Raw genomic sequence first — 13,042 nt, 5'->3', positions numbered from 1 at the left:
GCTTTCATCCTGCTTACTGTACGCTGGCGGCGGCGGCTGCCTGCGCCGGATCCTCACCCGCATCGAAACCCAGCTGTCCGCCGATCTGGCGCATCCGGGTCCGCAGCGACTGCGGCACGTCCTTGTCCTTGGCCACGGCGACGAACATCGCCCCGGCCAGGTCCGGCTTGCCCTGCTTGAGATAGGCCATGCCAACCATTTCACCGGCGCTGCCGAACCACGGGTTGCCCGGCACGGCCAGGCCCTTCAGCCGGTCCACCACCTGCTGCGGCTGCAGCTGGTCGAACCGGATCGCGGTTTCGCGCAGCAACGCCATGTCGCGCAGCGGCTGCGGCGCTTTTTCGTCAGCGGCCACGGCGGCGAATTCGCGCGCGGCGTCTTCCTGCTTGCCCTGCTGGAACGAAATCGCGGCGCGCAGCATCCGCGCATTGGCCTGCGATGCCGCGCCGCCTTCCTTGGTCAGCGGGTCGATGTCCTTGAGCGCCTGGTCCAGCCCGCCGCCGCGCGGATCGATCTTGTCGAGCGCGAGGATGGCCTTTTCGCTAAGCTGCCCGGCAGCTTCCTTGCGGGCGTGATCCCAATAGAGATAGCCCGCCAGGCCCAGCAGCAGCGCGATGATCGCGCCCCCCACCGGCTTGCCAAAGCGCTTGAGCAGGTCGACGAATTCCTGCTCGCGCAGCGCTTCATCAACTTCGCGCAGGAACCCGTCCTGCTGGGCCGCGTCACGATCGTCGGCCGGTTTGGAAGGATTTTGGGGACGCAGGGCCAAGGGTGCTTGCTTTCGGTCTATTTATCCAACGTGCGCGCTGTTTAGCCGATAGGCGCGCCTTTTCAATCCGCGATTGAATGGCTTTCCCCCGCTGAAGGGCCGGTGAACAGGTAGGTTCAGGGAAACGACCTGCGCCCCATGGCGTCGCCATAAACGCGGGCATAGGCGGCGACCATCCTCGCCTCGTCGTATTCGGCCTCGGCCTTGGCACGGTTGGCGGCACCGATACGGGCGCGCAGGTCCGGGTCGGCGGCGAGCCTCGCCAGCGCCGCGCCCAGCGCGGCATCATCGCCCGCAGGGGTGATGAACGGACGGTTTTCCGGGGCAAGCATCGCCTCGACATCGCCAACGCGCGGGCTGGCGACGGCCAGCCCGGCCGCCATCGCCTCGACCACGGAGATCGGAAACTGTTCGCTGTCGGAGGACAGGCCGAACAGATCAAACAGCCCTAGCACCTTGGCCGGATCGGCGGCAAAGCCGGGCAGGTGGACGCGGTGGCCCAGTTCCAGCCGCACCGCTTCGGCACGGATCGCATCGCGCTCCGGCCCTTCGCCCAGGATCACCAGGTTCCATTCCGGCGGCATCGCGGCAAAGGAGCGGACCAGCCGGGGCAGGTTCTTGACCGCGCGCAGCCCGGCCAGCGTGCCCAGCCATAGTTCGCCCGGATGCTTGATCACGCGCGGCAGGGCATCGGGCGCGGCCGCTTGGCCATAGGCGGCCAGCGGGATGCCGTTGGCGATCCGCACCACCTTGCGCGCCGGCTGGCCCCAGGCAGTGCGGGCAATGTGTTCCAGCCGCTGCGACGGCACGACCAGCGCCTGGGCATGGGTCAGCGCGACACGGCGGAACCAGTTGCGCGCAGGCTTCAGCCGCTCGGCCTCGTCCTGGTTGAAGCCGTCCTCATGGTGAACCAGCGGCGGCAGCCCCAGGTGGCGCGCGAACACGGTATGCGCCAGCACCGCGTCCATCGCCCCCCAGTTGTAGGTCAGCACCAGGTCAAAGCCCTGCATAGCGCGGGCCAGTTCCAGCAGGCGGCGCGGGAACGGCCGGCCCGACAGCGAAGGGAAATCATCCGGGTAGGACACCCGCACATGGCTGCCCACCGCGGCGGCGGCGGCCATTTCCCCCGGCACGGCCGAAACGACAGTGTGCTCCACCCCCTTGCCAAAGGCGTTCATCAGCTTGGCGGCGCGCAATTCCTTGCCGCCCGCCGCAAAACTGGAATGAAGGTGCAGCAGCCGCAGCAAGCTCAGCCGATCCGAGCCAGAAACCGGTCGATCGCGGCGCGCGCTTCGGGCTCGTCCAGCGTGGGGGCATGGCCGACGCGCGGCACGGTCACCGCCTCGCTCCCGTCAAGCCGCCGGGCCATCGCCTGATGGGTCTGGGCCGACAGCACATCGGACAATTCGCCGCGCAGCAGCAGCGCCGGGCGGCCGCGCAAGGCCTCGAAACAGGGCCACAGGTCGACCCCCGCCTCGCCCCCCGGCTGGGCAAAGGGTTCGGCGATCTTCATGTCATAATCGAAGTGGATGCGGCCATTGCTGCCGATCACCATCACCCGCTTGGCCATGGTCAGCCAATCGGAAATTTCATAATCGGGAAAGGCGATTTGCTGCGATTCCTCCAGCGCGCGGGCGGCGTGCATCCAGGTCGGGAAATTGCGCCCCTGCCCGACATAGCCGCGAATCCGCTCCAGCCCGGCAGGATCCAGTTCCGGCCCGACATCGTTGAGCAGCACCCCGGCGATCCGCTCCGGCGCGGACAGGGCCAGGATCATCGCCATCAGCCCGCCCAGCGACGTGCCGACGAACACGGCGCGGTCGATCTCGGCCTGGGCGAACAGTTCGAGCAGGTCCTCGACATATTGCACCGGGTTGTAGGTGGCCGAATCCTTGGCATAGGCGCTGTCGCCGCGCCCGCGCATTTCCGGGCACAGCACCCGCCATTCGCCCGCCAGCCGGTTGGCCAGCGGCTCGGCATCGCGGGCATTGCGGGTCAGTCCGTGCAGGCACACCAGCGGCGGCCGATCGGCCGGCCCCGCGTAATCGCGATAGTGCAGCTTGAGCCCGTCCCGGCTCGTCCAGAAGCGGTCGGCAAATTCAGTCATGCGGGCGACCCGGAAATCCTTGGCAGTGCGGCTTGCGGCGCGCGGTGTTCGTGGCCACTATTGCCGGATGCGCGCCGAACCGCAAGCTTGCGACTATCGCCCCGACACTCCGCTGGCCGCGCTGGCCCCGTGGCTGGCCGATCCCGTGCAGCCCGCCCCCTTTCCCCAGGCCGTGCTGCGCTGGCGCAACGACCGCTGGGACCGGGCCGTCGGGCTGGACCAGCTGGACGAGGCGGCCTGGATCAACCACTTCGCACGGTTCGAGCCGCTGCCCGGCAACCTGCCCCAGCCGCTGGCGCTGCGCTATCACGGCCACCAGTTCCGCGTGTACAACCCGGACCTGGGCGATGGGCGCGGGTTCACCTTTGCCCAGCTGCGCGACGGCGCGGGGCGGCTGCTGGACCTGGGCACCAAGGGTTCGGGGCAAACCCCGTGGAGCCGCACCGCCGATGGCCGCCTGACCCTGAAGGGCGCGGTGCGCGAAGTGCTGGCAACCGAAATGCTGGAAGCCCTGGGGGTCAACACCAGCAAGACCTTCTCGGTGATCGAGACCGGCGAGGAGCTGTGGCGCCAGGACGAGCCCAGCCCGACGCGCTCGGCCGTGCTGGTGCGGCTCAGTCACGGGCACATCCGCATCGGCACCTTCCAGCGGCTGATCTACCTTGAAGAAGCCGGGCACATGGCCGAACTGGTCGATTACTGCCTGGCGCAGTTTCCCGGCAGCGAACCGCCCGAGGACGCCCCCGGCCGCGATGAGCCCGCCGTGCGGCTGCTCCACCAGGTGGTCGAACGGCTGGCGCGGCTGGCAGGCGAATGGATGGCCGCAGGCTTCGTCCACGGCGTGCTCAACACCGACAACATGAACATATCGGGCGAAAGCTTCGATTACGGGCCGTGGCGCTGGCTGCCCAAATGGGACCCGCAGTTCACCGCCGCCTATTTCGACCAGCAGGGGCTGTACGCCTTTGGCCGCCAGCCCGAGGCGGTGCACTGGAACTGCGGGCAGCTGGCCGTTGCGCTGCGCCTGCTGGTTCCCGCCGAACCGCTGATCTTCGCGCTGAACCGCTTCGCCCCGCTTTACCAGCAGTCGCTCGCGCGGCACTTCGTCTGGCGGCTGGGGCTGGAATCGCAGGGGTTCGAAGCCGACGGCGCGCTGATCGCCGCGGCCGAGCGGCACATGCGCGAAACCGGCCTGTCGCCCGATCTGTTCTTCCACCGCCACCGCTTTGGCCGGGCCAGCGCGGCGGACGGCGACTGGGCCGGAGCCCTGGCCGGCTGGCAGCCGCGCGGCGCCGATCATGCCCTGTGGCACGAAGCCGCCCCGCCCGCCCTGCTGGTCGACAATGTCGAACGAATCTGGGCCGGAATTGCCGAGCATGACGACTGGAGCGCGTTCACCACTGCAATCGGCGAAATCAGGGCATTGGGCGAAGCACTCGGGACCCCGCCTTAAGCAAAAAATTAGCCTTGCGGATTATGAACTGTCGCAAGCCTTTGCTTATATGCGCGCAAACGGTAAGGGCTGAAGCGGACCCGGGGTCGCAACCGGAAGAGCGGGGCAGGACAGTTGAATACGGCAGAGATCATTTCCTGGGAACCGGCAACCGGCGCCGAACTGTGGCGCGGCAAGCGCGGCGACGTCGACGATGTGGTGGGCCGCGCCCGCCGCGCCTGGCCGGCCTGGGCCGCGCAGCCGCTGGCCACCCGCATGGAACTGATGCGCCGCTTCGCCAATGAAGTGCGCAAGGATGCCGAAAAGCTCGCCACGCTGATCTCGCGCGAAACCGGCAAGCCGCTGTGGGAAGCGCGCACCGAAGTCGAAAGCGTCATCAACAAGGTCGAAATCTCGATCCGCGCCTATGCCGAGCGCACCGCCCAGCGCCGGCTGGACAACGCGCTGCAGGGCACATCCGCCGTGCGCCACAAGCCGCACGGGGTGATGGCGGTGCTGGGGCCGTACAATTTCCCCGCGCACCTGCCCAACGGCCACATCGTCCCGGCGCTGATCGCGGGCAACGCGGTCGTCTTCAAGCCGAGCGAGAAGACCCCCGCCACCGCCGAAGCGCTGATCGGCTGCTTCCATCGCGCGGGGATTTCCGCCGCCGTGGTGCAGTTGCTGGTCGGCGGCCCGGAGGAAGGCCAGGCGCTGGTCGGCCACGAAGGGATCGACGGGGTGCTGTTCACCGGCAGTGCCCACGCCGGGATAGCGATCAACCGCCGCCTCGCCGCGCGGCCGGACAAGATCGTCGCGCTGGAAATGGGCGGCAACAACCCGATCGTGCTGTGGGACACCCCAAAGGTGACCGACGCGGCCACGCTGATCGTGCAGTCCGCCTTCACCACTGCCGGGCAGCGCTGCACCGCCGCGCGCCGCCTGATCATCAAGTCGACCATGTATGACGCGGTGATCAGCGAGGTTAAGCGGCTGGCCGACCGGATCATCGTTGGCGCCCCGTTTGATGAACCGGTGCCGTTCATGGGCCCGGTGATCGACAACCAGGCGGCTGATGGGCTCACCGAAAGCTTTCTCTACCTGCTCAGCCACGGCGGCAAGGCGATCAAGCACCTGGTCCGCCCGCGCGATGACCTGCCGTTCCTCTCACCCGCGATCATCGACGTGACCGGGGTCAAGGACCGGCCGGACGTGGAACTGTTCGGACCGCTGCTGCAAGTCGTCCGGGTCAGCGACTTCGACGAGGCGATTGCCGAGGCGAACAACACCCGCTTTGGCCTGTCGGCCTCGCTGGTTGGCGGCGGGCCGACCGAATACAACCGCTTCTGGGCCAATGTCCGCGCCGGGGTGATCAACTGGAACCGGCCGACCAACGGCGCGTCCAGCTCGGCCCCGTTCGGCGGGGTGGGCCTGTCGGGCAACCACCGCCCGAGCGCCTATTACGCGGCTGACTATTGCGCCTATCCGGTGGCTTCCAACGAGATGGAACAGCCGCGCGCGATGATCGGTGTGGGCCTGCGGGAAGCCTGATCGCGGGGGCGCTAAAGCCCCGCCGTCACCAGTTGCGCTTCGGTCAGGCCATCACCCTGGCGGCGGGCGAACAGCGCCCAGCTGGGCCCGCTCACCACTTCGTCCCCGCCCGCCTTGCGGCGTCCGGCCGGCAATTGCCCGGCCCGGGCCGAAGCGTGGTAGAAATCGATCACATCCGCCACCGGCACCGGGGTGATGAAGCGCACCACCCGCAGCTTGCAGGCCGCATCGTCCACCCCCGCCGCCTCGCGCACATGGGCGCGCGGGTAGACCGGCAGGCGCGCCGGCAGTTTTGCCGCCCAGGCCGCCGAATAGGCCAGCTTGCCCGCACAGGGCGCGGCGAACCGCAGCGCCTGGGCCAGAGCCACGGCGGTCGGCGCGGTGACGGCGGGCGATTGTTCGTCCTGCTGCTGCGCCATCGGCGCGGTCGGGACCGTCCCGCCCAACAGGGTCATCGCATCGGCGCGGGCGCGGTCCACTTCTTCCTGCCCGCGCTTGTCCAGCGGCAATTCACCATTCGCCGGGCCGCCGCCCGATAGCGCGGCATTGCCCCGGTTCTGGCTGGCGAGGTCCGGATCGGTCATCAGCGGATCGGACAGCGCCCCGGCCACGGCCGGATCGCGATTGGCCAGCGCGCTGTCGTCGGGCTGGTCCTGGCCGCAGGCCGCCAGCGCCAGCACGGCGGCAACCAGGGCAAGGCGGCAGGTGGGCATGAAACGGGCACTCCGGACAAGGACCGGACCTGCTTAGCCAAGTGGCGCCCGCCTGCAAAGCGCGCGCTTGCCGCCCGCCGCGGCGCAGGCTAGCGCAGCGCCCATGCCAGCTTCCCGGTCCCATCGCCCCAGCGGCCTGCCCCATGCGCTGGGCGCCTATCTGATCTGGGGCCTGCTGCCGCTGTATCTGCGCCTGCTGAAAGCGGTGCCGCCGTTCGAATTCGTGGCCTGGCGGATCGTCTTTACCGTGCCGCTATGCCTGCTGTTCATCGCCGCGCGCCGCCAGTGGGGGGAACTGCGCGCAGTGCTGGCCAACCGGCGGCAACTGCTGACGCTGCTGCTGACCGCGCTGCTGATCGGGATAAACTGGACGATCTACATCGCCGCCGTGCAGCATGGCCACGTGCTGGCGACCAGCCTGGGCTATTACATCAACCCGCTGGTCAACGTACTGGCGGGCACGCTGTTCCTGGGGGAACGGCTCAGCCGGCGGCAATGGTCCGCCGTGGCGCTCGCCGGGCTCGGCGTGTCACTGCTCGCCTGGGGGGCGCTCGACACCTTGTGGATCAGCCTGTCGCTGGCGATCAGCTTTTCGCTCTATGGCCTGATCCGCAAGCTGACCCCGGTCGGATCGCTGACCGGCCTGACGATCGAGGCGGCAGTGCTGCTGCTGCCTGCCATGGCGGTGGCGTGGTGGTATGCGCAGCAACCGCTGGGTTCATCCGTGGGGCACGATCTGGGGCAAAGCCTGCTCGTCGCCTGCGCCGGGGTGCTGACCGCCGTGCCGCTGCTGATGTTCGCCGTGGCGGCGCAGCGGATGGACTATTCCGCGCTGGGCATGGTCCAGTTCCTGTCGCCCACCATCGTGTTCTTCCTGGGGCTGTTCCTGTTCGGCGAACCGCTGAAGCCGGTGCAGCTGGCCTGCTTCGTGCTGATCTGGGCGGCGATCGCGCTGTTCGTGTGGGACCTGCTGGCGCTGCGCCGGAAGGCTAGCCGACCAGCCGCCAGTTGAGCGTTTCACCGGCGTGGAACGGCACGATCGCGGTGCCGTTCGCGTCGATCACTTCGGGCACCTGCACACCGGCGCGTTCCAGCGTGACCGTGCCCTCGTTCAGCGGCAAGCCGTAAAAGCGCGGGCCGTTTTCGCTGGCAAAGGCTTCGAACCGGTCCAGCGCACCTTCCTCCTCGAACACGGCCAGATAGCTTTCCAGCGCGTAGGGCGCGTTGAAAATCCCGGCGCAGCCGCAGGCCGCTTCCTTCAGGTGCTTGGCGTGCGGCGCCGTATCGGTGCCCAGGAAGAACTTTGCGCTGCCCGAAGTCGCCGCCGCGCGCAGCGCCAGGCGATGATGTTCGCGCTTGGCCACCGGCAGGCAATAGGCATGCGGGCGGATCCCGCCGACCAGCATGGCGTTGCGGTTGATGTGGAGGTGCTGCGGGGTGATCGTGGCCGCCACGTTCGGCCCGCTGGCCATGACGAAATCCGCCGCTTCCCGGGTGGTGATATGTTCGAACACCACTTTCAGCGTGGGCAGGTCCCGCAGCAGCGGGGCCAGCACGCGCTCGATGAACACGGCCTCGCGGTCGAAGATGTCGATCTCGGCATGGGTCACTTCGCCGTGGACCAGCAGCGGCATGCCGATCGCGGCCATGCGTTCCAGCACGGTGCGGATATTGGCCACATCGGTCACGCCGTGGGCCGATCCGGTGGTGGCATGCGCGGGATAGAGCTTGGCTGCGACGAACACCCCGGCGGCAAAGCCGCGCTCCACCTCGTCCGGGTCAGTCGCGTCGGTCAGGTACAGGGTCATCAGCGGGGTAAAGTCCGCATCCTTCCCCAACGCGGCGACGATCCGGTCGCGATAGGCGGACACTCCGGCCATGTCGGTCATCGGCGGCGACAGGTTGGGCATCACGATCGCGCGGGCGAACTGGCGCGCGGTATAGGGCGCGACGCCTTTCAGCAGGTCCCCATCGCGCAAGTGCACGTGCCAGTCATCGGGGCGGCGGATGGTGAGCGTCTGGGTCACGGCAGGAGCCTCTTGCTGGGGCGGGGAATCTGGCCTCGGCGCATGCCACAGCGCGGCGGCGCTGCCCAGCCCGGACGAGGGCGATGATCGACTACAAATGTAGTTGATCGGACAGGCTTGCGCGTTCGTCGATAGCGCCAAGCCTTCGCCGAAACGTTGTATTAGCCCCGCAATACACCAAAACACCGGCGGGGCGGGCCGGCATGATCAAGTATCTGAGGGAGAACCCGAATGTCGATCCACTTGCGCACCCTGCTGGCCGGCTTGCTGGCAGGCGCGGCGCTGCTGCCCGCCGCAGCCCAGGCCCAGAACACCGACGACAACGCGGTGGAAAGCGCCGAAGACGCCTTCGGCACCTCGACCGGGCATGAAACCATCGGGGTCTATGACGAAGGCAACGTGCGCGGCTTTTCCCCCGGCAACGCGGGCAACTATCGCCTCGAGGGGCTATATTTCGACATCCAGGGCGGGATGGGCAACCGGGTGCTGGACGGCTCGACCATCCGCGTCGGCCCGGCCGCCCAGGGCTATGCCTTCCCCGCCCCGACCGGGATCGTCGACCTGCAGTTGAAGAAGGCGGGCGACAAGCTGGCGGTCAGCCCGTTCGTCTCGGTCGACAGCTTCGGTTCGGCGACGCTGGAAATGGACGCGCAGATCCCGCTGGCAGGCAAGGAACTGGCGGTGACCGCCGGCTTCGGGCTCTACAACAACGAGTATGCCAATGGCGGCGGATCAAAGGGCTACAGCGTGGGCGTGGTGCCGCGCTGGCGCCCGGCCAAGGGGGTGGAACTGCTGGCGTTCTTCAACCGCCAGCAATTCAGCGACGAAACCGCGCAGCAGCTCTACGTGCCGACCGGGAACTTCCTGCCCCCCCGGATCGAGCGTGACCGCTATCCCGGGCCGGACTGGGCGACCAATTCCAGCCACAGCGACACCTGGGGCCTGACCGGCCATGCCAATCTGGGCAACTGGACCCTGCGCGGCGGGCTGTTCCATTCGGCCTACGATGGCGATCCGGGCCATTCGAACATCGTGCTGATCAAGCCCGATGGCACCACCGACCGGCTGATCTTCGCCAATCCCGGCAACCACAGCGCATCGTGGAGCGGCGAACTGCGCCTGTCGCGCCGGTTTGCCGATGGGCCGCGCCAGCACCTGATCACCGGCACGATCCGGGGCCGATCGATTGACGCCACCTATGGCGGCGGGGATTCGCGCATTATCGGCAGCGCGCCGCTCAATGCCCGGTTGCAGGTGCCGCGCCCGGCCTTCACCTTCGGCCCGCAGACCGGGGACGAAACCCGCCAGCTGTCCGGCGCGCTGGGCTACAGCCTGGCCTGGAAGGGTATTGGCGAGCTGACCCTGGGCCTGCAGCGCACCCATTACGTCAAGCGGGTGGCCAATCCCGGCGTGCCGGTCACCAGCGGCACCAGCAACGTGACCCTGCCCAGCGCCAGCGCGGCGCTGAACCTGGTCAAGGGGCTGACCGCCTATGGCAGCTTCGTGCGCGGGCTGGAGGATGCGGGCAGCGCGCCCGGCTATGCCGCCAACGCCTACCAGGTGCTGCCCGCGATCCGCACCAAGCAGTTCGACGTCGGGCTGCGCTGGTCGCCGGTGAAGGACACCACGCTGATCGCGGGCTATTTCTGGATCGCGAAGCCGTTCATCGACATCGACCAGGCGGGCCGGTTCGGCCTGCTCGGCGATGAAACCCACCAGGGCTTCGAATTCTCGATCACCAGCAACGTGACGAAGGACCTGCGCGTGGTCGCGGGGGGCGTCTATCTTGACCCCACGGTCAAGGCCGCGCCCAGCATCGCCCAGCCGGTCGGCAAGCGCCCCGTCAACCAGATGAAGTTCCGCTCGCGCTTCAACGTCAACTGGACGCTGCCCTTCGCCCGTTCGCTGACGCTGGATGCCTATGTCAATCACGACGACGGCGTCTTCGCCAATGTCGACAATAGCCTGTTCGCGCCGGGATCGACCCGGATCGGCATGGGCGCGCGCTACAAGTTCAAGCTGGGCGGCAAGCCGGTGACCGCGCGGGTCACCCTGTTCAACATCTTCAACGCCTACGAGGTGATCCCGGTGGCAAGCGGAGTCTATTCCTACAACACCAAGCGCAACATCCAGGCGTGGCTGGCGATGGACCTGTAACTGCGCGGGTTGCACAGCGGCGCGGCAATCGCCACCTTGCTGGCAATGACCGCCACCTTGCTGACCAGCCGCGCCGTGATCCGCCTCTCCCCCCAGGACGAAGGGGAGGATGTCCGCCAGTTCCTGCAAGGGCTGGTGACCAACGATGTCACCGGCGCCTTGCCAGTCTGGGCCGCGCTGCTCAGCCCGCAGGGCAAGGTGCTGTTTGATTTCGTGGTGTGGGGCGACGGCGGCGACCTGCTGATCGACTGCGAGGCCGCCGGAGCCGAAGCGCTGGCCAAGCGGCTCTCGCTCTACCGACTGCGCCGCAAGATCGCGATCGGGATTGATCCGGCGCTGGGCGTCCACTGGCAGCCAGGCGACGGCGGCAATCCCGATCCGCGCTTGCCCGCGCTGAGCCAGCGCTGGCTGGGCGAACCTGCGGGAGACAGCGCCGAGGATGCCTGGCTTGCCCACCGCCTGGCGCATGGCCTGTGCGAGGGCCAGAGTGAACTGGCCGACCTGCTCTGGCTGGAATGCAACGCGGCGGAACTGAACGGGGTCAGCTTCACCAAGGGCTGCTATGTCGGCCAGGAAAACACCGCGCGGATGAACTGGCGGCAGAAGGTCAACCGCCGGCTGGTGGTGGTGCCGCTGGGCGAAAGCGACCCGGCTCGGCAACGCGCCAGCTATCCGGCGCTGAACCTCGCGGTCGATCATCGCCGGATCGAGGATATACCGCCCGGCGCGGTGCCGGCATGGATGCCGCTCGGCTAGTCCTCGCTGACGGGGAAGGCCAGCCCGGCCTGCGCCGCGCCCTGGATCAGCATCCGTTCCGCCGTGTCGCGCGCCGAAGTGCGCGGCAGGCCCAGCGAATGCGCCAGCGCCCCACCCATCAGCGCATCACCCAGCGCCATCAGGCACAGGGCGTGGGTCACATCGTGCATCTTACCGGTATCATGATCGGCCAGGTCATCGACCAGATCGTGAACCGCATCGACCAGCGGGTCGAGCGCGTCCTCGTTGCCGTTCATCAGCATCCAGGTCGCCAGCGCCCCGCCGCCTTCCTTGTCGAACGCATCGAAGGTCAAGTCGACCACTTCGCGCGCGGTGCCTTCGCCCGCGCGGCTGGCCAGCACGGCCTCCTCGATCGTGGCGCAGATCGTCACCGCCAGGTGTTCGGCCAGCGCTTTCTGCAAGCCTGCGGCAGAGCCGAAGTGGTGCAGCAGGTTGGCGTGAGTCCGGCCGATTCGCGCCGCCACCGCCTTCAGCGTGACGGCCTGCGGGCCCAGTTCGATCAGCAGCGCCCGCGCGGCTTCCAGCGCGACAGTGCGGCTCTCCTCCTGGGTCAGGCGCTTCCTTATTGACATCGGTGTAAGTTACTCTATTTTGATGGGCATGAACGCACCCACCAGGATCCCCCTCGACGTAGAACCGCGCGCCGCATCGGGCAAGGCGGTTCCGACCCCCGCAGATCTCGAGATCGTCGTGCGCGACCGCCGCTTCGGCCGCGACAAGGCGCCGCCGCGCTGGTGGCTGAACAACGATCCGATCGCCACGGCCTGGCACAACGCCCTGTCCGCTACCTTCCCGCGCGGCGAAGCGCTGTTCATCGAATCGGTCAAGGCCCACCGCGACGGCGTGCCACCCAAGCTGGAGGCCGAAATCCGCGCCTTCGTGAAGCAGGAAATCAACCACACCCGCGAACACATCGTCCTGAACAAGGCCGCGCAGGATGCCGGTTACGACATCGAGGCAATCGACCGCAGGATCGAGGACCTGATGATCGAGATCCGCAAGCGGCCGGCGATCGTCAACCTGTGCGCCACCATGGCGCTGGAACACTACACCGCGATGATGGCGCACGAATTCCTTGCCAATCCCAGGCACTTCGCGGGCGGCGATGCGGAAACCGTGGCGCTGTGGCGCTGGCACGCGATCGAGGAAATCGAGCACAAGGGCGTCGCTTTCGACACCTACATGCACGCGACCCGCGATTGGAGCACCTGGCGGCGCTACAAGCTGAAGTCGCTGATGATGCTGGTCATCACCCAGAACTTCATCCGCAACCGCTGGGCCGACACGCTGGAACTGCTGGCTCAGGATGGGCTGACCGGCTGGAAGGTCAAGGCCAAGCTGGCCTGGTACCTGTTCGGCACCCCTGGCGTGCTGCGCAAGATCGTGCCCGCCTGGTTCGCCTATTTCATGCCCGGCTTCCACCCCTGGAAGCACGATGACCGCGCGCTGATCGGCAAGGCCGAAAGCGAATTTGGCGATGCAGTCCTGCCGGCCTGACAGATGATGCAC

The 13,042-nt window shown here is 67.8% G+C and carries 12 protein-coding genes; 6 read left to right on the top strand and 6 right to left on the bottom strand.

Features of this window, described 5'->3' with window-relative positions; translation table 11 throughout:
* Positions 1-13 precede the first annotated feature (13 nt).
* The 3 genes from ACE3N9_RS07050 to ACE3N9_RS07040 form a co-directional block, all read right to left on the bottom strand.
* On the bottom strand, positions 14-769 hold the full coding sequence (locus ACE3N9_RS07050; protein ID WP_374282255.1) for a tetratricopeptide repeat protein: 756 nt from the start codon (positions 767-769) through the stop codon (positions 14-16).
* A 116-nt stretch (positions 770-885) separates the two neighbouring features.
* Positions 886-2,013 carry a glycosyltransferase gene (locus ACE3N9_RS07045; protein WP_374282351.1) on the bottom strand — a complete coding sequence of 376 codons (1,128 nt, stop codon included), beginning with the start codon at positions 2,011-2,013 and terminating at the stop codon, positions 886-888.
* A 5-nt stretch (positions 2,014-2,018) separates the two neighbouring features.
* A complete protein-coding gene (locus tag ACE3N9_RS07040; RefSeq protein ID WP_374282253.1) occupies positions 2,019-2,876 on the bottom strand; it encodes an alpha/beta fold hydrolase in 858 nt (285 codons plus the stop codon).
* Between the two features lie 67 nt (positions 2,877-2,943).
* Here ACE3N9_RS07040 and ACE3N9_RS07035 point away from each other — a divergent pair, with 67 nt between their 5' ends.
* On the top strand, positions 2,944-4,329 hold the full coding sequence (locus ACE3N9_RS07035; protein WP_374282251.1) for a protein adenylyltransferase SelO family protein: 1,386 nt from the start codon (positions 2,944-2,946) through the stop codon (positions 4,327-4,329).
* Between the two features lie 114 nt (positions 4,330-4,443).
* Positions 4,444-5,859 (top strand): succinylglutamate-semialdehyde dehydrogenase, encoded by a 1,416-nt coding sequence (gene astD / locus ACE3N9_RS07030; protein ID WP_374282249.1) that lies wholly within the window; start codon positions 4,444-4,446, stop codon positions 5,857-5,859.
* 11 nt (positions 5,860-5,870) lie between these two features.
* Here astD and ACE3N9_RS07025 read toward each other — a convergent pair whose 3' ends face one another.
* Positions 5,871-6,572, bottom strand: coding sequence for a hypothetical protein (locus tag ACE3N9_RS07025; RefSeq protein ID WP_374282247.1), 702 nt, complete (start codon positions 6,570-6,572; stop codon positions 5,871-5,873).
* 103 nt (positions 6,573-6,675) lie between these two features.
* Between ACE3N9_RS07025 and rarD the strand changes: the two genes are divergently transcribed.
* Entirely contained in the window at positions 6,676-7,584 is a 909-nt protein-coding gene (rarD, locus tag ACE3N9_RS07020) for an EamA family transporter RarD (RefSeq protein ID WP_374282245.1), read from the top strand.
* Here the strand turns inward: rarD and pyrC are convergent.
* Complete coding sequence (gene pyrC, locus ACE3N9_RS07015) at positions 7,562-8,599, bottom strand: dihydroorotase (protein WP_374282243.1); 1,038 nt, start codon at positions 8,597-8,599, stop codon at positions 7,562-7,564. The two genes, rarD and pyrC, sit on opposite strands and share 23 nt — an antisense overlap.
* A 231-nt stretch (positions 8,600-8,830) precedes the next feature.
* On the opposite strand from pyrC, the gene ACE3N9_RS07010 reads away from it, so the two are divergent.
* Together ACE3N9_RS07010 and ACE3N9_RS07005 are read left to right on the top strand one after the other, a co-directional pair.
* A complete protein-coding gene (locus ACE3N9_RS07010; RefSeq protein WP_374282241.1) occupies positions 8,831-10,756 on the top strand; it encodes a TonB-dependent siderophore receptor in 1,926 nt (641 codons plus the stop codon).
* Between the two features lie 45 nt (positions 10,757-10,801).
* Complete coding sequence (locus ACE3N9_RS07005) at positions 10,802-11,512, top strand: folate-binding protein YgfZ (protein WP_374282239.1); 711 nt, start codon at positions 10,802-10,804, stop codon at positions 11,510-11,512.
* Here ACE3N9_RS07005 and ACE3N9_RS07000 read toward each other — a convergent pair.
* Positions 11,509-12,105 (bottom strand): TetR/AcrR family transcriptional regulator, encoded by a 597-nt coding sequence (locus ACE3N9_RS07000; protein WP_374282238.1) that lies wholly within the window; start codon positions 12,103-12,105, stop codon positions 11,509-11,511. The genes ACE3N9_RS07005 and ACE3N9_RS07000 overlap by 4 nt on opposite strands.
* A 28-nt stretch (positions 12,106-12,133) precedes the next feature.
* On the opposite strand from ACE3N9_RS07000, the gene ACE3N9_RS06995 reads away from it, so the two are divergent.
* Positions 12,134-13,030, top strand: coding sequence for a metal-dependent hydrolase (locus tag ACE3N9_RS06995; RefSeq protein ID WP_374282236.1), 897 nt, complete (start codon positions 12,134-12,136; stop codon positions 13,028-13,030).
* Positions 13,031-13,042 lie beyond the last annotated feature (12 nt).

Origin of the sequence: Novosphingobium sp. (assembly GCF_041905565.1) — a bacterium.
Classification (GTDB): domain Bacteria; phylum Pseudomonadota; class Alphaproteobacteria; order Sphingomonadales; family Sphingomonadaceae; genus Novosphingobium.
This window is presented reverse-complemented; position numbering and strand designations above follow the sequence as displayed.